Here is a 19,971-nt window from a genome sequence, read left to right as displayed (position 1 = left end):
CGTCAGGCTCCCTGGCCGGAGGTGCCGCGCCGGGCGAACCACAGCTTGAGCGCGGTCCAGCCCTCACTGGCGCGGCCGGCGAGATTCGTCATCCAGTCGGCCCAGGCGGACGGCAGTTCCATGCTCCGCGAGGAGACGATGAACCAGACGGAGATCGCCGATGCCACGATCGGCACGGCATAGACCATATAGGCGTAGTACCAGACCTTGTCGGCCTTGCCCGCGGCGAAGAAACCCAGCCAGCGTACGAAAAGGGCGATGGCGATCGCCGTGATCAGCGGATGGATGCGCGCCTCGCGGTGCGAGCGCGCGTCGACGGCCACGGCGAGTGCAATCAGCGCGAACACCAGCGAATAGGACCACTCGGAGAAACGCTGGTCGAGCTCGGCCCTGTAGCTGCCGGGTTGGCGCTGGTACATCCTGTCGTTGGGATCCGGATTGAGCAGATATTGCGTCGTCCGGTCCTTGGGCAGCAGCGTGATCTCGTTCGCCGCCGACATGAAGGCCGACAGGTCGAAGGCGTAGGAGGTGAAGCGGATGACGGAGAGGTCGCCAGTCACCGATTTGCGGTTGATGACGCCGTCATTCATCATCAGCACCTTCTCGTCGCCTTTTTCGACGATGCTGCCGGTCTTGGCGTAGTAGGTGAGATTGGCGCCTTCCTCGCGCGAATCGGCGACGAAGATGCCGCCGAGCTTGTTGTCCGGGAGCCGTTCGCCGATCTGCAGGAACAGGCCGTCGTCGATCTTGCGGAACGTGCCTTCCTGGATGATCAGCGACAAGAGGTCGGCGCGCGAGGCCGCCACCAGTTGGCGGTTCTTCTGCCTGGCATAGGGGTCGACGCCGTTGTCGACGGCGAAGGAAAAGACGCTTGCCGCCAGCGCCAGCAGGAGGATCGGCCGCGCGATCGTCCAGCGCGAGGCGCCGGCGGCGTTGATCACCGCCAGTTCCGAATCCGTATTCATGGCGCTTAGCGTCTGCGCCACCGCGACCACCAGCGCGAACGGCACCACGATTGGAATGATCGAAGGGATGATCAGCGCCGCGACTTCGAAGAAGGTCAGCGACGACTGGCCGCTGTCGGTGACGAGGTCGATCTTGGCGAGCACCTGAGTCGTCCAAACGATCGCCAGCGTCCAGACCAGCGCCGCCAGGAACATCGCAGCGGTGCGACGCATGATGTAGCGTTCAACGACCTTCATGAAGGCTTTTCTCGATTGTGCCGAACGGCATCATGCCCGCCGACAAGGTAGTCATCCGGTGACGCCCGCACAACCGGGTCCATGGGCGGCTCATCTGGTTTGTCGCCCTCACGCCACGCGCCCCGGCGCGGCGGAGTGTCCGCGTCAATGGATAAGAAATGCAAAACATTGATGGTTAACAACAGGTTGCGGCAGGAAGCTTGCGTCTTGCCGCGACGAATCCTTCGTTGGTTTCAGCGCCGATATAGACGGTGATTTCGGCCAAAGTCTTGCCAAATGCCTGAAAACGACCAAATGTCGCGCACGCTTGAAAGCCGGTTCGCGGCGCCTCACCCCGAAAGCAGGATCTGATGACTTCGAGACCTTCGATTGCCTTCGCCAAATTCGCCGCGCCGAAAAAAGGCAGCGTCTTCGTGCTTGCTGCCGACGGCGGCGGGCTCGGCGATGCCGCGAAGGCCTGCGACCCTGTCGGCACCCTGGCTCGCGCGTTCCCGGTCGCCGATTTCTCCGGCAAGTTCGCCAGCTCCGTGGAGGTGTTGGCGCCGGAAGGCACGTCCGTCGACCGGCTGGTGGCGATCGGCGCCGGTAAGGTCGCAAGCCTCGACGACTATGCCTGGCTGAAGCTCGGCGGCGCCGTCGCCGCCTCGCTGCGCAAGGCGACCGAAGTCGCCGTGATCCTCGACTTGCCGGAGCTCCAGCCGGACGGCAGGCAGGCGGCGCACCTTGCCGCCGGCATCCTCCTGCGCAGCTATGGCTTCGACAAATACAAGACCCGCAAGGACAAGGAAGAGGGCCAATCAGACGCCAAGGGGACGGAGGCCAAGAAGGCCGAAGCAGCGAAGCCGGCCAAGATAACCATCCACTGCGCCGACCCGTCCGCCGCGAAAAAAGCCTTCGTGGAGGAAGAGGCGGTGATCGACGGCGTGCTTTTGGCGCGCGACCTCGTCAACGAGCCGGCCAACGCGCTTGGGCCGGTCGAGTTCGCCGCGAGGGCGAAGGAACTGGCGGCTCTCGGCGTCGAGGTCGAGATCCTCACCGAGAAGGAAATGAAGAAGCTCGGCATGGGTTCGCTGCTTGGTGTTGCGCAAGGCTCGCCGCGCGGCGCCCGCATGGCCGTCATGCAATGGAAGGGCGGCAAGGCCAAGGACGCGCCGATCGCCTTCGTCGGCAAGGGCGTCACCTTCGATACCGGCGGCAATTCGATGAAGCCGGCCTCCGGCATGGAGGACATGAAGGGCGACATGGGAGGTGCGGCCGCCGTCACCGGGTTGATCAGCGCGCTGGCCGCCCGCAAGGCCAAGGCCAATGTCGTCGGCGTCATCGGCCTGGTCGAGAACGCGGTCGACGGCCACGCGCAGCGGCCGGGCGATATCGTCACCTCGATGTCCGGACAGACCATAGAGGTGCTCAACACCGACGCGGAAGGGCGCCTCGTGCTCGCCGATGCGCTCTGGTACACCAACGACCGCTTCAAGCCGAAATTCATGGTCAATCTGGCGACCCTGACCGGCGCTATCATGGTCGCGCTCGGCCAGCATTATGCCGGCCTGTTCTCCAACAATGACGAACTGGCCGGCCAGCTGACCGGCGCCGGTCAGGCGACGCAGGAGCGGCTGTGGCGCATGCCGCTCGGCGCCGAATACGACAAGCTGATCGATTCCAAGAATGCCGACATGAAGAACATCGGCGGCCGCTACGGCGGCGCCATCATTGCCGCTCAGTTCCTGCAGCGTTTCGTCAAGGACACGCCCTGGGCGCATCTCGACATCGCCGGCACCGCGATGGGCGGGCCGGCGAGCGAGATCAACCAGTCCTGGGGTTCCGGCTTCGGCGTCAGGCTGCTCGATAGGCTGGTGCGCGACCACTACGAGGGGTAAGGCTTGATAAATTCGCTCCGCCGGCCGTCTGCCGCGGTTTTCTCTGCTTCCAGTGCTCACGGACCTAAAAGTCCGCTCCGCTCCGGTTCTCGAAAACCACGCCATACGACTCGGCGGAACGAAATTTCTCGAAGCCTTACCTGGCGAGCGGTGTAGCGATGGCCGACATCCTATTCTACCACCTGACGGAATCGACGCTCGAGGAGGCGCTGCCGGGGCTGCTTGAGCGCAGCGTCGAGCGCGGCTGGCGCGCAGTCGTGCAGACCGGCGCCGAGGAACGGCGCGATGCGCTCGACCAGCATCTGTGGACGTTTCGCGACGATTCTTTCCTCGCTCATGCCACCGACCGCGAAGCCTATCCGGCCGAGCAGCCGATCCTGCTCACGACGGGCGAGGGCAACCCCAACGCCGCGCAGATCCGCTTTCTGGTCGATGGCGCCAATCCGCCCGAGCTTTCCGGCTACGAGCGTGCCGTCTTCCTGTTCGACGGTCATGACGCGGCACAGCTCGAAGGCGCGCGCGGCCACTGGAAGACGATGAAGGAAGCCGGCCACGCCGTCACCTACTGGCAGCAGACGCCCGACCGGCGGTGGGAGCGAAAGGCCTGATGGTCGTTGGCTCGATCCTTCAGGATGCGTCGCGTCCCTGCGCTTGCAAATAAAGCCACAACGCCTCGGCCACCGGCCCATGCGGCCGGTCGCGTCGTCGCACAGCGGCGACCGTCTCGGTGCGGCCGGGAATGTGCCTGCCGGCGATGGAGATCAGCCGTCCGTCGCGGAGCTCGTCCTCGATCAGCCATTTGGGCAGATGGCCCCATGCCAGCCCGTGCAGGATCAGTTCCTTCTTCATCATGTGGTCCGGCACCGAGCAGGAATGCGCGCCGTCGAGGACGAAGAAGTTTTCCGTCGACGGACGCCTCGCAGTGTCTCGGATCACGCACTGGGTGAACGGGCGCATCGCCTCCGGCGTGATCTCGCGGATGTCTTGAACGGGCAGGAACCCGGGCGCCACCACCGGCACGAAGGCCACCTCGCAGAGGTCGATCCTTTCGAGACGCGGATCGGACGGATTGGCGCGATGGAAGACGAGATCGGCTTCGGCGTCCATCAGCCGTTCGACCGGCCCGCTGATCGCCTCGTATTCAAGATGCAGGCGCGTGCGGATCCGTTCGACGAAGAAGCGGCTGAGCAGGCCGAGGATTCGCGGCCTCGGGCAGACATCACCCATCACCACGTGCAGCACGGTCTCCTCGCCGCTTGCCAATTGGCCTGCGTAGCTCTGGAGATGTTCGAGCTCGCGCAGCGCCAGGCGGGCGCGGGCATGGAACTGCCGGCCTTCATCCGTGAGGCTCACCCGATATCCGCTGCGGTCGAGCAGGGTGAGGCCGAGCTGCACCTCCAGCCGCGCGACGGCCGCGAAGACGGAGGGATGCGTTCGGTTCAGGGCGACGGCCGCGGCCTGGAAGCTGCCCTCGGCGACGACGGCGTCGAAACACCTGAGATCGTGGAGCTTCAGACCATGCATTGTTGCTGTACCCTACAGAGACTTTCAAATCATAGTAATTTATTCCGATAATCTCCAGGCCTAGCTTCCTCATGGAAAAAGCGGCGGGACGACTTCCCGCCAAACAGGATGAGGACCAAAATGACGGAAACGCTTCATTTCACGGCGGGCGACGGCGCCCGCATCGCCTATAGGCTCGACGGCCCGGAAGACCGGCCGGTGCTTGTGCTTTCCAATTCGATCGCCACGACGCTGCGCATGTGGGACGGGCAGGTTCCTGAGCTCGCCAAATCCTTCCGCGTGCTGCGCTATGATTTTCGCGGCCACGGCGGTTCCGATACGCCGGCCGGCGCCTATTCGCTCGACCGGCTGGGCGGCGACGTGCTCGAACTGCTCGATTTCCTCGGGCTTGCCCGTGTGCATTTCCTCGGCCTGTCGCTCGGCGGCTTTGTCGGCCAGTGGCTGGGTATCCATGCGCCGGAGCGCATCGAGCGCCTGATCCTGTCCAACACCTCGCCGCATCTTGGTCCGGCGTCCTATTTCGACGAACAGATCCGCAACGTGCTTGCGGCAAGCGACCTGTCGGCAACGGCGGACATGTTCATGCGCAACTGGTTCCCGGCTTCGATGCTTACCGGCCGGAACAAAACCGTCGAGGAATTCCATGCCGCGATCCTGGCCATGTCGCAACAAGGGCTGGCGGGATGCTTCGCCGCAGTACGCGACGCCGACCTGCGCCGCCCGATTTCGCTGATCACCGCGCCGACGCTGGTCATCGGTGGTGTCGACGACAAGGTCACGCTCGCCAGCCACAGCGAGGCGATCGCGGCGGCAATCCCCGGCGCCGAGCTTGTGTTGCTGCCCGGCGTTCATCTGCTCAATATCGAGCGTCCAGCAGAGTTCATGGACGCCGTGATGCGGTTTCTCCGGAAATCTCGAGCTTAGAGCCGGGCAACTGCCTCCGCGTGAGCTTTGCGAACATCGCCGTTTTTTGGTTTGATAGATGCAAGCTCACGCCGCGGGGGGAGGATGCGGATCAGGATCGTCGGAACCGGCAGGGCGGTGCCGGCAGAGTGCATCACCACGCACGCGCTGGAGGAGAGGCTGGGCCTCGGCCAGGGTGCGCTTGAGGCAGCTACCGGTGTCGTCCAACGCTATGTCTGCGCGGCCGAATCGCAGGTCGATATTGCCTGCGCGGCGGCGCGCCTTGCGCTTGAGGACGCAGGGCTTGAAGCCAAGGCCCTCGATCTGATCATCGGCGGCTGCGGCGTGCCTTACCAGCCGCTGCCCGCGACGGCGCCTCTGGTCATGCAGCGCCTTGGCCTTGCCGACGGTTCGGCCGCCGCTTTCGACGTCAACAGCACCTGCCTTGGCTTCCTCACCGCATTCGAGACCGCCGGCCGCATGATCGAGGCCGGGCAGTGCGAGACGGCGCTGGTGTTTTCTGCCGAAGTCGCTTCGCGTGCGCTGCCGTGGCGGGACGCGCCGGAGGTGGCGGCACTGTTCGGCGACGGTGCGGCGGCGGCCGTGCTGCGCAGGGCGGGGCCCGGCGAGGGCAGGATGGCGGCGAGCCTGATGCGCACCTATCCATCGGCGTGGGAGGCCTGCGGCATCGGCGCAGGCGGCACACGTTTCGATTTCAGCAAGGAGCCGGAGGAGTTCGCCCGCCACAGCCTGTTCCACATGGACGGCAAGGAACTGTTCCGCCTGACCTCGCGCTATTTCAACGGTTTCGTCGCCGCCTTGCTGGAGCGCGCCGGTTGGCGGCAACAGGATGTCGACCTTGTCGTGCCGCATCAGGCAAGCCCCTTCGCGCTGGCACACATGGCGCGCCAGACCGGCTTCGCGCCGGAAAAGCTGGTCGACATCGCGGCCAGTTTCGGCAACCAGATCGCGGCATCCATGCCCTTCGCGCTGGACATCGCGCGCCGCGACGGCCGCGTGGTGCCGGGCATGAAGCTGCTCTTTCTCGGTACTTCGGCCGGCGTCTCTTTCGGCGGCATGGCGCTGGAAACCTGACGATGGTCGTGCTCGTCACCGGCGCCAGCGGTTTTCTCGGCTCCCACGTGCTCGATCGGCTGGCGGCTTCGGGCACGCTGGCGTTAGGACTCGGCCGCGATTCGGCACGCTGCACAGCACTTGAGGCCGCCGGCCACCGCATCATCCGCCATGATCTTGCGCAGCCGCTCGATGGCGCGCTCGACCCGAGGCTTGGCAGGGTCGAGCGGATCATCCATTGCGCCGCGCTCTCGGCGCCTTTCGGCCGGCTGCGGGATTTTGTGACCGCGAATGTGACCGCGACGCAGAGCCTCATCGATTTCGCCAAGCGCCAGGGCGTCAGCCGCTTCGTCCACATCTCCAGCCCGTCGGTCTGCTTTGCTTTTCGCGACCAGCTCGGCCTGACCGAAGACATGGCCTTGCCCGACCCCGTCACCCACTATGCGCGCACCAAGCGCGAGGCGGAGCGCATCGTGCTTGGCCAGCCGGCCAGCCATCCGGTGGTGCTGCGGCCGCGCGGCATCTACGGCGCCGGTGACCGCGCTTTGCTGCCGCGCCTGATCAAGGCGGCGAAGAGCCGGCCGCTGCCGCTGTTCCGCGGCGGCAGGGCGGCAATCGATCTCACCCATGTCGATGACGTGGTCGATGCGGTGATGGTGGCGCTCGCGGCGCCCAAGCAGGCCGAGGGCCAGATCTTCAACATCTCCGGCGGCGAGGTGCTGCCGGTGCGCCGCATCGCCGACGAGGCCTGTGCCCGCGCCGGCCTCCAGGCGCGCTGGCGACCGATGCCGCTGCTGCCGGCGATGCTCGCCGCGGGCGTGATGGAAGCGGTGGCGCTCAGGCTGCCCGGCCGGCCCGAGCCGCCAGTCACCCGCTACGGGCTCGGCCTCTTCGCCTACGCCCAAAGCCTCGATCTCTCCAAGGCGAAGCGCGTTCTTGGCTGGGCGCCGAAAATCTCTTTCGAGGAAGGGCTCGACCGCACCTTCGCCGGCGGGGCCATATCATGAAGATCGTCTTCGCCAACAGCGCCTGGGTAAGCGCCGCCGAGCGGCTGATCCTGCGCGGCGGCGGCTGGCAAAGTGTCAGGCTGCGCGTCCGCTATGGGTTGATCTTCCATCCCGCTGCCGGGCCAGTGCTGGTCGATACCGGCTATACGCCGGAAGCGCTTTCCGGAGAGCGACGCGGCCGCATGCTGCGCCTCTACGGCGCGCTGCTGAAACCCGAGCTCAATGCCGCCGAACAGATCTTGCCGGTGCTGAAGCAATTCGGCTTGTCGCCGGATGACATTCGCACAGTCATCGTCACCCATTTTCATGCCGACCACATTTCCGGCCTGTCGCTGTTTTCGAAGGCGCGCTTCATCGCCAACGACGCCGCCTGGGCGCGAGTCAAGGCACGCACGCCGAGGCAGAACCTTCGCCACGCCGTCTTCGCCGAACTCTTTCCGGCTGACTTCGAAACGCGTTTGGACGGCCTATCCTCCAAGCCGCGCGTCGAGGCGCACGGTACCATTTCCGGCGGCGCCGACCTCTTCGGCGACGGCAGCGTGATCGCGGTCGATCTTCCTGGACATGCCGACGGCCAGTTCGGCTTGCTGTTCACCGGGCTCAAGCGGCCGCTGCTCTATGCCGTCGACGTGCAATGGATGCTCAAAGCCTTGACCGAAAACCGCACACCCGGCTTCCCGGCGACGCTGATCGCCGAGGATGTCGGGGCAATCGAGCCCACCAGCGCCGTGCTTCGCCGCTTCCTCGCTACCGGTGGCGAGGTGATGCTCTGCCACGATCCTGCGCCGACAGCCTACGATCTGGCCTTGAGCGATCCGGAGGCCGGATGAACGGCCTCGGCGAAGCGTTAGGTTCTTTCGCACTCACGCGCTGGGTCTCGCGCAAGAGCCGCGCGGACTTCGAGCGCTGGCAGGCGGCCGCATTGCGGCGCTTCCTCGATCGCGACCTGCCGCGCGCGCCTTTTTACGGCAAGGCGCCAGTCCGTCTCTCCGACCTGCCGGTCACCGACAAGGCGCTGCTGATGGGCCGCTTCGGGGATTTCAACGTTCATGGCATCACCACGGCCGAAGCCTGGGCAGCCTTGGCCCGCGACGGGCGCGTAGGCAGTCTCACCGTCGGCGCAAGCACCGGCACATCGGGTAATCGCGGCCTGTTCGTGATTTCGGAGGCGGAGAAATACCGCTGGCTGGGCACGATCCTCGCCAAAGCCGCTGCCGATCTTTTGTGGCGCGGCATGCGTGTCGCCGTCATCCTGCCGCAGAGCACCGGGCTTTACGACAGTGCCCGCAAGTCGAGGCTGATCGAGCTCGCCTTCTTCGATCTCACGCTCGGGCCGGAGCGCTGGCGCGACGCGCTCGAAACCTTCGACCCGACGGTGATCATCGCGCCGCCGAAGATGCTCAGGTATTTCGCCACCGAAGGCTTTCGGCTTGCGCCAAAACGCATCTTCTCGGCCGCCGAGACGCTCGATCCGGTCGACCGGCCGCTGATCGAGGCGTTCTTCCGCCTGCCGCTCGATCAGATCTACATGGCGACCGAGGGCCTGTTCGCCGTGACCTGCCGGCAGGGCGGCCTGCATCTTGCCGAGGACTCCGTCCTTTTCGAGTTCGAGCCGGCGGGCGAGGGGCTGGTGACGCCGCTGGTCACCGCCTTCCGCCGCCAGACGCAGATCATGGCGCGCTACCGCATGAACGACCTGCTGCGGCTCTCCGAGCAGCCTTGCCGCTGTGGTTCGCCGCTGCGCCGCGTCGACGAGATCGTCGGGCGGATGGACGATGTCTTCCGGCTCGCTTCCGCAAGCGGTCCAATCCTTGTCACGCCGGATGTGCTGCGCAATGCCGTGCTCAAGGCCGACCGACGCGTCGACGACTTTCGGCTCGTCCAGATCGCGCCGGACGCGATCGAGCTGAGATTCTCACCCAGCCTTGCCGACGATGCCGCGACAGCCGCACTGCAGGCGGTGCGCGCGCTGCTTGAGGGACGAGGTACGACCGCAATCGCCTTGCTGGTCCGCGCGCCGCTGCCGCTGGAGACCGGCCGCAAGTTGCGCCGCGTCGAATGCCGGCTGGAGCGGGCGCCATGACCGGGGCGGCGGGCGTCATGCAAAGGCCGGTGCAACAGGCTGGCTGCGTAGAAAACACACCGGCCACGGTCGAGGCTTTTGTAGGGCTTTTCAGAGAGATACCGGTAAGCGAGCTCGTCGCTAACCTGACGACCAAAGTCGAAACTTTTGAAGTCACAGGCCGGACCTTCCCGCTGACGCTCAACGATGCGAGTGAGGCGCCGAACTGCTACATCTGTTGCCCCTCCAGCGCCTATATCGACTATGCGATAGACGAGACGCGCAACTTCGCCGCCCATCCTTTGCTGCGCCGCGCGCTTCAGGCCCTGATCGGCGCCTGCGCGCCGCTGGTCAGGGCAAGCGGCCTCGACCATCAGGTGCAGGTCAACAACTGGCTCTATTCGACCAATCCGGTGCCGCTGCTCGACCGGCCAACGGTTGCCGCGCTTCGGACAGCGCTGGTCGCGCGCTTTCCCGATCGTGCCATCCTCATCCGCTCGCTGAATGAGGTCGCCGATCCGGCAACCATCGCCGCCTTGAAGGAGGAAGGTTTTCGGATGCTGGCGGCGCGGCAGATCTACATCTTCGCCGATCGCAGCGCCGCACCCGCCATGACCAAAAACATGAAGCTCGACCGCAAGCAGCTCGGCGCCACGCATTTCGAGCGGGTCGGCGATGCCGATTTCACCGAGGCCGACTATGCGCGCGCCGAAGTTCTCTACAACATGCTCTATCTGGAAAAATACACCCCGCTCAATCCGCACTATACCGCCCGCTACATCGCCGAGATGCACCGGCGCGGCATCATCAGCCTTGCCGGCCTGCGCCGCCCGGGCGGCGAGCTCGTCGCCGTCACCGGCCTGTTCGAGAATGGCGGCACGCTCACCCAGCCGATCGTCGGCTATGACACCAGCCGGCCGGTCGGCGAGGGGCTCTACCGCATGGTGATGGCGCTTGCGCAGGACCATGCCACGGCGCGCGGCCTGTTCTTCAACATGAGCGCCGGTGCCGCCGGCTTCAAGCGCCGGCGCGGCGCTATTGCCGCGATCGAATACAACGCCGTCTACGCCGGCCATCTTCCGCGCCGCCGGCGAATGGCGATCCGCGCCATGGAAACCGTGCTGGCGCTGGTCGGCATCCCCTTGCTCAGGAGGCTCGAACTGTGAGCGAGCGCCGCGACCACGGCAAAGATCACTGGCAAGCGGTGGCGCTCTCGGCCGACATCGGCAAGCGGCCGAAGCGCATCCTGTTCGATGGCGCGCCGCTGGTGCTGTTCCGCTCGGCGCAAGGCATTGCCGCGCTGTTCGACCGCTGCCCGCACCGTCTGGTGGAACTTTCGACCGGCAAGGTCGTCGGCGGCGAGATCGAATGCCCCTACCATGGCTGGCGCTATGACGGCAAAGGCCGCTGCACCGCCATTCCCGGCCATGTCGGCGAGATGCCGCATTACCGGGTGCGCCGGTTCGCCGCGATCGAGCGCGACGGCGTCGTCTTCGTCTCCTCCGGCACCCCGCAGGGCGAGCCCTATCTCCACTGCATGCAGGGCAAGGACGTCATCGCGCGGCGCGTGCGCAGCTCGACGCAGTCGACGGTCATCGATGCGGCCGAAAACATCCTCGACGCCACCCACACCCATTTCACCCACAAGGGCCTGCTGCGCGGCCTGACCTCGAAGCGTCATCTGGTGCGGGTCGAGGTCACCGGCGGCGATGGCTGGGTCGAGGCGACCTACACCGGCGAAGAGCGCCAGCAAGGGCTGATCAGCCGGCTGCTCGAAGGCGAGCGGACCAGGACCATAGGCCGCTTCCGCCATCCCGGCGTCGCCGAGCTCGAATATTGGGGCAGGGACGGGCTGGTGCTCGCCACGACCTTTCATCTGCGTCAGGCCGACGAACGCACCGTCGAGGGCGTAGGCTGGCTGATCGGGCGGCGCCAGGGCTTGCTTGGTGAGCTGAAGGCGCTCGCCTTCAAGCCGCTGTTCAATATCGCGCTGCACCAGGACCGTCGCGTGCTGAAATCGGCCAGCGACAACGCCCGTTTCGCCCCACAGGCGCTGCCTGTGATCGGCCCGCTCGATTTCCTGCGCCGCGACATTGCCGCGATCATGGAAGAAAAGGTGCCGCCTGCGGCCGCCGAGGCGAGGGTGTATCAGATCGAATTGTGATGGTCGGCGGCTGAGGAAGGTTACGTCGCGATCCTTCGCGCCCCCCCTCTGTCCTGCCGAGATCTCGAAGTTTCACACCTCAAGAACGCTAGCCCGGCCCATTCCACTCGATATCCCGCGTCGACGCCGCCTGCAGGTTGATGCGTTGGCGCCAAGCCACGCTGGCCATCTCGGCCAGCGCCGTCCATTGCGCCTTCACCGGCGCCGGGTCGCCCGGCCAGTCGAGCAATTCCTGGCCTTGGCGCATCGCCTTCCGAAAGCGGTCGAGGCCGCCATTGCGCAACGCCGCCGGTAATCCATAAATCCACATGGCGAGCCGCACCGTTTGCGGTGCGATGACGTCGGTGATGACTTCCGGCCCGTCTTCCAACACTGCGTTGGCGAAACGCGTCGGAGCGCGGAAGAAATGCAGGCCGCTCACGGCGCGCGGATTGCATTCCAGCGGCAGCACCTTTCCGTCCGCCTCGCGCATCAGGTCGAAGGAGATCTGCCCGGTCCATCCGGTGCCGGCGACGATTCGTTCGACCAGCTCGCGCGCCGCCTCATCCTCCACTCGTTCGAAGAAGATGCCGGCTCCCTTGCCGGCGCGATAGAGCGAACGATAGAGCGCCAGCGCCTTCAGCTTGCCCTCGCGCGCCACCGCATAGGCGCTGATCTCGTCGCCGTCGACAAAGCGCTGCGCTACCCACGGCATGGCGGGCGAGGGGGCGATGGCATCGAGAAAATCCGGTGTCGGACGCAGCAGCACATGGCTGGCGAAGCGCGACCAGACCGGCTTGAACACCAGCTCGCGCGAGCGGCCGCGTATCGCTTCCAGATCGTCGCGAGAACTGAGCAGCGTGGTCTCCGGCACAGCCAAGCCGAGGCCTTCAACCAGCCGCATGAAGGCATGCTTGTTATGCACCTGCGCTAACAGTTCGATACCCGGCGCAAATAACTGTGCCGGTATCGGTCGCTCGTGCCAGGCCAGCGCAAGGTAAAACACCTCCTCGCAGGTCGGGATGACCAGTTCTACGCGTTCGGCCCGAACCAGCGCTTCCACCGCCTCGGCATAGGCCTCCGGCTCGAAGCGCGGCGGCGGCAGGCGGTGGTAGCGCGCGCAGGCCTTGCTCGCGGCGGCGATCGGACGCGCCGGCGTGTCGGCCAGGACCACCCGGCGGCCGGCGCCATGGAGCAGGCGCGCCAGATGCAGCGCCACCGGCGCGCGCGCTCCGGTGATGAGCACGGTCTTGTCAGGCGCTGCCACCCTGTCATCCGCCCTTCAACTGTCGAAGTATGTCTCGATTGGACCGTAGGAGCCCCAGATAGCGCGCCTTCGCTTCGGGCTCCGCGTCGCAGTAGAAACGAAACAGCTCGTTGCCACCGTTTTCGAAGCCATGGAAGGCCGGAGCTTCCTTCGTTGCCTCGCTTGTGGCTCGATCGAGCGCGAACAGTTCCTTGAAAAATGTGCCGTCTTCCGAATGCGCGACTACGACCCTTTCCATCCGACCGTTGTTGTAGAATAACGAAATTCTCGATTGATTGCCTTTGGGGTTCTCGTTGATCGTTTCCAGGACGCCGTTGCCAGGTTGATCTGGGCATTTGATTGAAACTCTGAGGAAGTCGCTATCGGCTAGGGATGCCGAACTGCAGCACGTTGCGAAAAGCAAAGCGGTCAAGCTCGGAGCCACGCCGGAAATTTTCGTCATGGTCGGAAGCTCACGGGCATCACTTCGGAGCGGCTAGCGGACGTCGGCGATGACCATCTTGCGATTGTTTCGCGAAGTCAAACAACGCTTACAGCCGCGCTACCCGCCGACCGGCAGGGCGCGCCGCACGACATTGAGGAAGAAGTGGATGCCGATCGGGATGATGGCGTCGTTGAAGACGAAGCGGTCGCCATGCAGTCCGGCCCCCGGACCGACATCGCCGGCGCCGATCCAGACATAGGCGCCGTCGCCGACGCCCTGCAGCAGGAAGGCAAAATCCTCGCAGCCCATGCTGGGCTGGAACTCGGTTGCGACGCGTTCCGTGCCCACCGTATCCGCGCCGGCCTGCGCCGCCAGCGCCGCCCCGATCGCCGGGTTCATCACCGGCGGATAGCCGCGCTTGTAGGTCAGTTCCGCGCTGGCGCCGTGCATGGCGGCGCATGATGTCGCCACGCGCTCGATCTCGGCCGCGCAATGGTCGGAGAGCGCGCGGTCGTAGAAGCGGCAGGTGCCTTCGACCTTCACCTCGCCCGGTACGAAATTGTTGAAGCGGCCGCCATGGATCTGCGTCACCGACAGCACGACCGGTGACAGCGGGTCGATGCTGCGGGAAACCAGCCGCTGGATAGCGGTGACAAAGTTTGCGGCGGCCAACAGCGGATCGTCGCCCAGATGCGGCATCGCCGCGTGGCAGCCACTGCCGCGAAAGACGATCTCGAAATCGTCGACCGCCGCCATTTGCGGCCCGGCGCGCACGCCGATATGGCCTTCCGGAAAACCCGGCCAGTTGTGGACGGCAAACACCTGCCCGACCGGAAAGCGCTTCAACAGTCCGTCCTCGATCATCTTTTTGCCGCCGCCCAGCACTTCCTCGGCCGGCTGGAAGACGAACACCACGGTGCCTTCGAAACTCTCGCTTTCGGCGAGCAGTTTTGCAGCGCCGAGCAGCATCGCAGTGTGGCCGTCATGGCCGCAGGCATGCATCACGCCATCCTTGCGCGAGGCGTAGGCGACATCGGCGGCTTCCTTGATCGGCAGCGCATCGAGTTCCGCCCGCAAGGCGATCGCCTTGCCGCTTGTGCCCTTGGCCAGCGTCGCGACCACCGCCGTGGCGCCGACATCGGTGTGGACGGCGAGGCCGAACTCTTTGAGCTTCGCCGCGACGAAAGCCGCCGTCTCATGCTCGGCAAAGCCGAGCTCCGGGTGGGCGTGGATCGCCTGCCGCCAGCCGATCACCTCGGACACGATGGCCGCTATCCTGTCGTTTTCCCGCATCGTCTTATCTCCGCTTCGTTTGCAGCGATGTTGCCGATGTTTCAGGCTCGCGTCTTGAACGGGATTGACGGGCAGGGCGGTTTGAAGAAGGCTTGCCGTGATGAGCGATGCCAGCGAGCAAAAGGAACGCGAAGCAGCAAGGCTGACACGGCATGAGGGCCTCGGCGGCCTCGAAATGCTCGCCGCCCGCTATCGCGACCATGCCTACGCGCTGCACACCCACCCGACCTGGGTGTTCGGCGTCGTGGTGGCCGGCGTCGAGAAGCTCAGAATCGGCCGCCGCCAGCATCTGGCGCCGGTGGGCTCGATCATCATCGTCAATCCGGAAGAGCCGCATGACGGCGAGAAGGGCGCTCCCACCGGCTGGGCCTATCGCACCTGCTATCCGGACGCCACGTTGATGGCCGAGATCGCCGAGGATCTGGAACTGACTGCACTGCCGATGTTCAGCGAGGGCATCGTGCGGGCGCCGGAACTGGCGCGAGCCTTCGTGCGTGCGCATCGCCTCGCCGGAAAGCTCGATCAGGAAGCGGCGATGTTGGTGGTGCTCAGCCAACTCGCCAAGCGCTTCGGCGATGGCAAGGTCCGCGACCGTGCTTCGGAAGCCGGCGAGACAGCAAGGCGCTTCCGCCTCTATGGCGAGCTGATCGCCGAAGATCTTTCGGCCGGCTTCGACCTTGCGCATCTGGCGGCGGCGGCCGGGGTCACCCGCTTCCAGGTCATCCGCGACTTCCATCGTGCCGCCGGCATGACGCCCGGCCAATATCTGCGCGACCGCCGCATCCGCGCCGCCTCGGCGCTGATCAAGACCGACATGCCGCTGGCCGAGATCGCTGTTGCGACCGGCTTCGCCGACCAGAGCCATCTCACCCGGGTGTTCAAGACGATCAAAGGCCTGTCGCCCGGCGCTTGGCGCGCCGCGGCGTGAAGGCTGCCCGTTTGTGGACTACAGCTTCGCCTTGATGCGCTTCATCTTGCTGTTGGCATAGTCGCCATAGCGCAGCTTCGACTTGCCGTGCCGGTCCTTGAATGCGTACCACTCGCCATCCGGCAATTTGCGTTGGTAGACGACCTGGCCCGCCTGACGGTGCTCAAAGCAGGTCATGGACTTCTTTGACCCCCAGCCGCCGTGCCATGTCGCCCGGTAGCAGAGCTTGCCGCCGCCGGGAATGAACCACATGCCGTCGCCGTAGCCGGGCTTGCCCTTGTCCGAGGTCCAGGCGTCGAACTGCCGCTGCTTCACCGCGAAGAAGGCGGTACCGTTCTTGCCCCACAGCCACGAATGGTTTTGGTAAAGCTGGTAGACGCCCTCGTCGGAGACGAGCGCGGCCCTTGACGCCTGGTTGTCGACCTTGTTCGCGGCCTTGGCTGTCGCAGTGGCCTGCGAGCCGACAACAAAAACGGAGCAGGCAAGCGCTGCTCCAACAAAATTCCCCAACGCTCTTTTCACGATTTTATTCCCCCCTACTGATTTACGCCACGCCTACACCCATCTCCAAAGCCGGGCTTTGGAGCTTGTCACTTTCGAACTTGAAGCTGGAGCCCGTCCCGGTTGCGGGACGGGCTAGTCTCTGCGGTCTTACGGCAGCACGTGCTGGGTCACCCGCCAGTCGGGCAGCCCATAGCCGTTCAGCCACGGCCAGGTTTCCTTCTGGTTGAAGTAGACCACCGAGGTCAGGGCCGGAAACTCCGCATAGGACTTGCGGGTTTCTTCCGCCCATTTCGTCACATAGTCCTGCGTTCCGACATAGCCGAGCTCGGCCACGACCACCGGCTTGTTGAATTTCGCGACACGGTCATAGCCGGGCTTCAGCGTCTCGGCGAATGTCCGGTCGCGACCGGTTTCGTCATTGTCCTTCTTTTGCAGGCCGAACACCGACAGGCCGATGACATCGACATAGTCGTCGCCCGGATAGTATTTCTCGAGGCCGTCCAATCCTTTGGGAGACCACATGTATTTGGTCGCGGGCGCCGCCTTGCGGCAGACATCGACCTCGCGCTTGTAGGCGGCGATCCAGTCCTTCGGCGCCCAGTTGGCCCAGGTGAACCGGCCGTTGGTGTCTTCCATTTCCTGTGCCCAGCGGATCGTAACCGGGCTTTTCATCTGTCCGACCAGGTTGCAGATCGCCTGCATGTTGGCGTCGTATTTGCCGCTCAGGATGCCGTTGCGCAGCTCCGGCGGCGTGATGCGCCAGTCCTTCGACCAGGTCCAGGGCTCGATGGTGATCAGCAGCGAGCGGCCGCGCTGCAGAGCGTAGGCGTCAGCCAGCGGCAGCGTCGAGAGATCGACGTCTTCCCAAGGCAGGAAGAGCTCCTCGATGGTGGCCGATTTGTCATTGCTGAAGTCGCCATAGGGATCATAGGAGCCGAATGCCGACGCCGCCGAACTCGTCTGCACCGGATCCGTCCCTAAAGGTGATCCCGCCGATGCCGGCAGGACAAGGCCGACGATAAACGCCGACACAAGTGCCGTTGCTGTGGGGTATTTCATGCCCAACCTCCATAGCCTCAACAGAGGATGTTGAAGCTCGCCACAGCGTGCCGATAAGGATCGGCACGCAAACCCAATCGGTCCGCCGACGTGAACTGCGGGTTTTCTGAGCGACTGGGACGGGCACAGCTTTGGCGCGAGGCCGTCCATCAGAGTAATCCCTCGGGTGCCTATACCTTGGAATCCCCGGGAGACTGTCGCCGCGATACTCACAAATTCGCGTCAACATTACGATATTAACCCTTCCTGATATAAGAGCCTATGCTTGGCCGGAGTCAAGCGCAATTAACCGTTACTTAACCATATCGGGCCGGCATGGTTAACGCGACGGTTGCAAAAAAGGCGGTCGGCCGGACGTCGTGTTCGTCGGAAATCCCTCGGACCGGCGCGCCACGGCCGCAGAGAGCTGTCCGGCCAAGAGATGAGGTTAACCAGTTCTCAAGAAGCTTGGTCAACGCAAGCTTAATTCTGTTGACTCTCCATTAGGAGATGCTGATTCTACCTTGGGGATGTGAACGCTTTCGGCCGCAAGGGCGAGGGCGGAAGTGGCGGCGGGTAGTATGAGCGTTTCGTTGGATGCCGGCGTTGTCGGCGGCAAAGAGGTGCGTGCGAGCCGGCGCGGCAGGGCTCGTGCCGGCCTTGGCCCCAAGGGCCCTTATCTCGTGCCGGTTCTGTCGTCCCGGCAGCAATTGATCCTTCGGCTTGGCCTCGCCTTCTGGTTTGTCACGCTCGTCTTCTTCTGGTCCTGGTGGTTGCGGCCGGAACACATCGAGCATATCGGGCCATATGCCTTCGCCACCATCGTGCTGGCCTGGCTGACGCTGATGCCGATGTACTTCCTGCTCAACGTCCACGCCTCGCGGAAATCCTCGAAGCTGCATGTCGTCGCCAAGCGCTCGCGCGTCGCCATGGTGGTCACCAAGGCGCCGTCCGAGCCGTTCGCCGTCGTGCAGCGCACGCTGGAGGCGATGCTGGCGCAGGATTATCCGCACGACACCTGGCTGGCCGACGAGGATCCGTCGGAAGAGACGGTCCGCTGGTGCGATGCGCATGGCGTTCTGATTTCGACACGGCGCGGCCGCGAGGACTATCACCGCAAGACCTGGCCGCGCAGGACGCGTTGCAAGGAAGGCAACCTCGCCTTCTTCTATGACCACTACGGCTATGAGCGCTACGACTTCGTCGCTCAGATGGATGCCGACCACGTGCCGTCGCCGACCTATCTCAGGGAGATCCTCTATCCCTTCGCCGATCCTTCCGTCGGCTATGTGTCTGCGCCCAGCATATGCGACAACAACGCCGGCGACAGCTGGGCGGCGCGAGGCCGGCTGTTTGTCGAAGGAATGCTTCACGGACCGCTGCAATCCGGCTACACGAGGAGCGGTGCGCCCCTCTGCATAGGATCGCACTATGCCGTGAGGACAAAAGCGTTGCGTCAGGCCGGAGGGCTCGGACCGGAACTCGCCGAGGACCATTCTACCTCGATGATGATCAACGCGGCCGGCTGGCGAGGTGTTCACGCCATCGACGCCATAGCCAGTGGAGATGGTCCCCAGACCTTTGCCGATCTTATCACCCAGGAATTTCAGTGGTCGCGAAGCTTGATGACCATCTTGCTGCAATATTCGCCAGCATATATGTCCAAGCTCAATCCAAGATTGAGGGTTCAGTTTATTTTTTGCCAGCTCTGGTATCCCCTGTTTGCCATATATGCTCTAACTGTCTACTTAATGCCGATATATGCTCTGCTGTCGGCGCAAAATTTTGCCAACGTTACTTATCCAGAGTTCCTTCTTTTTTATACGCCGAGTGCGGTTACCCCGGTCGCTCTGGTGATTTTGCTGAAGAAGTTTGGCCTGTCACGCCCGATGGGCGCTAAGGCGATCAGCTGGGAAGGAACGCTCTTCCACCTTTTCGCACGCTGGCCGTGGATACTGGCCGGAACTCTGGCTGCGGTTCGCGATCATATGACCAAATCGTTCGTCGATTTTCGTGTGACGCCAAAGGGAAGCAGCCCAAAAACACCTTTGCCAGGCCGCGTCATCGTTCCATACGTGCTGTTGTCCGCCGTCGCTTCCATGCCGGTTCTGTTTGTGGATCAGCCGCAAAGCGCCACGGGCTTTTATTGGTTCGCTTCGCTTAGCGCGGCCATCTATGGGCTGCTCGTCGTTGTTATTGTTGGTAAGCATCTTTCCGAGAACAAAGTATCGCTTCGGACCAATCTCGCCAAAATAACTATGCAAGCGTGCCTTGCCAGCATCGCGTTGTCTTTCCCTATTGCCGGCTTCTATCATCGAGGATTGGAAGCCGTGTACGGGCTCCAGCAGGGAGCCGGCGGTTTGCACATCGTCAAGATCGCCTCTTCCATTTCTGGCGCGGGGCAAGGCGGTTCCGGAACTCAGACTTTCTTCTTCGACCCCGGTTGGGATTCGTCGCGCTGACGCCTTGGCTACCGCGTTGGGATTGCTCGGCTGACCGGTTCCCTTGGATTGTCGTCCTCCATCAAAAGCTCAAATTTTAATAAGAGTCGATCGAGCGCCGAAAGATGGCGCTCATCATGTCGTTTGCGCAAATTTTAATAAGTCTCCTCTAATATTAAGCCATGATGTGAGCTGCGAAAGGCCGCTCACGCCGGGCGCGAAAGAAAGCAGTGCGAAATATATCTTCGCGCCTTGGTGAACTATATTTCACGGCAGGGGACGGC

The 19,971-nt window shown here is 64.1% G+C and carries 18 protein-coding genes; 11 read left to right on the top strand and 7 right to left on the bottom strand.

Features of this window, described 5'->3' with window-relative positions; genetic code table 11:
* Positions 1 to 2 precede the first annotated feature (2 nt).
* A complete protein-coding gene (gene lptF, locus AC4FWB_RS03595) occupies positions 3 to 1,202 on the bottom strand; it encodes an LPS export ABC transporter permease LptF (RefSeq protein WP_491024400.1) in 1,200 nt (399 codons plus the stop codon).
* Between the two features lie 350 nt (positions 1,203 to 1,552).
* Between lptF and AC4FWB_RS03590 the strand changes: the two genes are divergently transcribed.
* Together AC4FWB_RS03590 and AC4FWB_RS03585 are read left to right on the top strand one after the other, a co-directional pair.
* A complete protein-coding gene (locus AC4FWB_RS03590; protein ID WP_491024399.1) occupies positions 1,553 to 3,079 on the top strand; it encodes a leucyl aminopeptidase in 1,527 nt (508 codons plus the stop codon).
* 158 nt (positions 3,080 to 3,237) lie between these two features.
* Positions 3,238 to 3,687 carry a DNA polymerase III subunit chi gene (locus tag AC4FWB_RS03585; protein ID WP_491024398.1) on the top strand — a complete coding sequence of 150 codons (450 nt, stop codon included), beginning with the start codon at positions 3,238 to 3,240 and terminating at the stop codon, positions 3,685 to 3,687.
* 19 nt (positions 3,688 to 3,706) lie between these two features.
* On the opposite strand, the gene AC4FWB_RS03580 is transcribed toward AC4FWB_RS03585, so the two are convergent.
* Positions 3,707 to 4,603, bottom strand: a complete 897-nt coding sequence (locus tag AC4FWB_RS03580) for a LysR family transcriptional regulator (RefSeq protein WP_491024397.1) — start codon at positions 4,601 to 4,603, stop codon at positions 3,707 to 3,709.
* Positions 4,604 to 4,723: 120 nt separating this feature from the next.
* Between AC4FWB_RS03580 and AC4FWB_RS03575 the strand changes: the two genes are divergently transcribed.
* The 7 genes from AC4FWB_RS03575 to AC4FWB_RS03545 all read left to right on the top strand — a co-directional run bounded on the left by AC4FWB_RS03575 (position 4,724) and on the right by AC4FWB_RS03545 (position 11,813).
* Positions 4,724 to 5,527: an alpha/beta fold hydrolase gene (locus AC4FWB_RS03575; RefSeq protein WP_491024396.1), complete on the top strand. Its 804-nt coding sequence runs from the start codon at positions 4,724 to 4,726 to the stop codon at positions 5,525 to 5,527.
* Between the two features lie 84 nt (positions 5,528 to 5,611).
* Complete coding sequence (locus tag AC4FWB_RS03570) at positions 5,612 to 6,601, top strand: 3-oxoacyl-ACP synthase III family protein (RefSeq protein WP_491024395.1); 990 nt, start codon at positions 5,612 to 5,614, stop codon at positions 6,599 to 6,601.
* Positions 6,602 to 6,603: 2 nt separating this feature from the next.
* A complete protein-coding gene (locus AC4FWB_RS03565; RefSeq protein WP_491024394.1) occupies positions 6,604 to 7,587 on the top strand; it encodes an NAD-dependent epimerase/dehydratase family protein in 984 nt (327 codons plus the stop codon).
* Positions 7,584 to 8,417 (top strand): MBL fold metallo-hydrolase, encoded by an 834-nt coding sequence (locus AC4FWB_RS03560; RefSeq protein ID WP_491024393.1) that lies wholly within the window; start codon positions 7,584 to 7,586, stop codon positions 8,415 to 8,417. The genes AC4FWB_RS03565 and AC4FWB_RS03560 overlap by 4 nt, the downstream gene beginning before the upstream one ends.
* The gene (locus AC4FWB_RS03555) at positions 8,414 to 9,670 is read left to right on the top strand and encodes a F390 synthetase-related protein (RefSeq protein ID WP_491024392.1); all 1,257 of its coding nucleotides are present in this window, start codon (positions 8,414 to 8,416) and stop codon (positions 9,668 to 9,670) included. The genes AC4FWB_RS03560 and AC4FWB_RS03555 overlap by 4 nt, the downstream gene beginning before the upstream one ends.
* Positions 9,667 to 10,815, top strand: a complete 1,149-nt coding sequence (locus AC4FWB_RS03550; RefSeq protein WP_491024390.1) for a GNAT family N-acetyltransferase — start codon at positions 9,667 to 9,669, stop codon at positions 10,813 to 10,815. Before AC4FWB_RS03555 ends, AC4FWB_RS03550 begins: the two co-directional genes overlap by 4 nt.
* Positions 10,812 to 11,813 (top strand): Rieske 2Fe-2S domain-containing protein, encoded by a 1,002-nt coding sequence (locus tag AC4FWB_RS03545; protein WP_491024389.1) that lies wholly within the window; start codon positions 10,812 to 10,814, stop codon positions 11,811 to 11,813. Before AC4FWB_RS03550 ends, AC4FWB_RS03545 begins: the two co-directional genes overlap by 4 nt.
* An 88-nt stretch (positions 11,814 to 11,901) precedes the next feature.
* Here AC4FWB_RS03545 and AC4FWB_RS03540 read toward each other — a convergent pair whose 3' ends face one another.
* The 3 genes from AC4FWB_RS03540 to AC4FWB_RS03530 all read right to left on the bottom strand — a co-directional run bounded on the left by AC4FWB_RS03540 (position 11,902) and on the right by AC4FWB_RS03530 (position 14,776).
* On the bottom strand, positions 11,902 to 13,059 hold the full coding sequence (locus AC4FWB_RS03540; RefSeq protein WP_491024388.1) for an ATP-grasp domain-containing protein: 1,158 nt from the start codon (positions 13,057 to 13,059) through the stop codon (positions 11,902 to 11,904).
* 4 nt (positions 13,060 to 13,063) lie between these two features.
* A complete protein-coding gene (locus AC4FWB_RS03535) occupies positions 13,064 to 13,501 on the bottom strand; it encodes a hypothetical protein (RefSeq protein WP_491024387.1) in 438 nt (145 codons plus the stop codon).
* A 99-nt stretch (positions 13,502 to 13,600) separates the two neighbouring features.
* The gene (locus tag AC4FWB_RS03530; protein WP_491024386.1) at positions 13,601 to 14,776 is read right to left on the bottom strand and encodes an amidohydrolase; all 1,176 of its coding nucleotides are present in this window, start codon (positions 14,774 to 14,776) and stop codon (positions 13,601 to 13,603) included.
* Between the two features lie 100 nt (positions 14,777 to 14,876).
* On the opposite strand from AC4FWB_RS03530, the gene AC4FWB_RS03525 reads away from it, so the two are divergent.
* Positions 14,877 to 15,704 carry an AraC family transcriptional regulator gene (locus AC4FWB_RS03525; protein WP_491024385.1) on the top strand — a complete coding sequence of 276 codons (828 nt, stop codon included), beginning with the start codon at positions 14,877 to 14,879 and terminating at the stop codon, positions 15,702 to 15,704.
* 18 nt (positions 15,705 to 15,722) lie between these two features.
* Here the strand turns inward: AC4FWB_RS03525 and AC4FWB_RS03520 are convergent, their stop codons facing one another.
* Positions 15,723 to 16,226 carry a DUF995 domain-containing protein gene (locus tag AC4FWB_RS03520; protein ID WP_491024384.1) on the bottom strand — a complete coding sequence of 168 codons (504 nt, stop codon included), beginning with the start codon at positions 16,224 to 16,226 and terminating at the stop codon, positions 15,723 to 15,725.
* Between the two features lie 129 nt (positions 16,227 to 16,355).
* Positions 16,356 to 17,267, bottom strand: a complete 912-nt coding sequence (locus AC4FWB_RS03515; protein WP_491024383.1) for a glycoside hydrolase family 26 protein — start codon at positions 17,265 to 17,267, stop codon at positions 16,356 to 16,358.
* Positions 17,268 to 17,827: 560 nt separating this feature from the next.
* Between AC4FWB_RS03515 and AC4FWB_RS03510 the strand changes: the two genes are divergently transcribed.
* Positions 17,828 to 19,708, top strand: a complete 1,881-nt coding sequence (locus tag AC4FWB_RS03510) for a glycosyltransferase family 2 protein (protein ID WP_491024381.1) — start codon at positions 17,828 to 17,830, stop codon at positions 19,706 to 19,708.
* The last annotated feature ends 263 nt before the right edge of the window (positions 19,709 to 19,971 follow it).

Source organism: Mesorhizobium sp. LEGMi-168a (assembly GCF_058312955.1).
The sequence above is the reverse complement of the archived record's forward strand: the minus strand, read 5'-3'. Positions and strand labels throughout refer to the sequence as shown.

What these genes read in the sequence shown, in the direction of transcription:
- lptF (WP_491024400.1), bottom strand. Translation starts at nt 1,202, where the DNA reads ATGAAGGTCGTTGAACGCTACATCATGCGTCGCACCGCTGCGATGTTC.
- AC4FWB_RS03590 (WP_491024399.1), top strand. Translation starts at nt 1,553, where the DNA reads ATGACTTCGAGACCTTCGATTGCCTTCGCCAAATTCGCCGCGCCGAAA.
- AC4FWB_RS03585 (WP_491024398.1), top strand. Translation starts at nt 3,238, where the DNA reads ATGGCCGACATCCTATTCTACCACCTGACGGAATCGACGCTCGAGGAG.
- AC4FWB_RS03580 (WP_491024397.1), bottom strand. Translation starts at nt 4,603, where the DNA reads ATGCATGGTCTGAAGCTCCACGATCTCAGGTGTTTCGACGCCGTCGTC.
- AC4FWB_RS03575 (WP_491024396.1), top strand. Translation starts at nt 4,724, where the DNA reads ATGACGGAAACGCTTCATTTCACGGCGGGCGACGGCGCCCGCATCGCC.
- AC4FWB_RS03570 (WP_491024395.1), top strand. Translation starts at nt 5,612, where the DNA reads ATGCGGATCAGGATCGTCGGAACCGGCAGGGCGGTGCCGGCAGAGTGC.
- AC4FWB_RS03565 (WP_491024394.1), top strand. Translation starts at nt 6,604, where the DNA reads ATGGTCGTGCTCGTCACCGGCGCCAGCGGTTTTCTCGGCTCCCACGTG.
- AC4FWB_RS03560 (WP_491024393.1), top strand. Translation starts at nt 7,584, where the DNA reads ATGAAGATCGTCTTCGCCAACAGCGCCTGGGTAAGCGCCGCCGAGCGG.
- AC4FWB_RS03555 (WP_491024392.1), top strand. Translation starts at nt 8,414, where the DNA reads ATGAACGGCCTCGGCGAAGCGTTAGGTTCTTTCGCACTCACGCGCTGG.
- AC4FWB_RS03550 (WP_491024390.1), top strand. Translation starts at nt 9,667, where the DNA reads ATGACCGGGGCGGCGGGCGTCATGCAAAGGCCGGTGCAACAGGCTGGC.
- AC4FWB_RS03535 (WP_491024387.1), bottom strand. Translation starts at nt 13,501, where the DNA reads ATGACGAAAATTTCCGGCGTGGCTCCGAGCTTGACCGCTTTGCTTTTC.
- AC4FWB_RS03530 (WP_491024386.1), bottom strand. Translation starts at nt 14,776, where the DNA reads ATGCGGGAAAACGACAGGATAGCGGCCATCGTGTCCGAGGTGATCGGC.
- AC4FWB_RS03525 (WP_491024385.1), top strand. Translation starts at nt 14,877, where the DNA reads ATGAGCGATGCCAGCGAGCAAAAGGAACGCGAAGCAGCAAGGCTGACA.
- AC4FWB_RS03515 (WP_491024383.1), bottom strand. Translation starts at nt 17,267, where the DNA reads ATGAAATACCCCACAGCAACGGCACTTGTGTCGGCGTTTATCGTCGGC.
- AC4FWB_RS03510 (WP_491024381.1), top strand. Translation starts at nt 17,828, where the DNA reads ATGAGCGTTTCGTTGGATGCCGGCGTTGTCGGCGGCAAAGAGGTGCGT.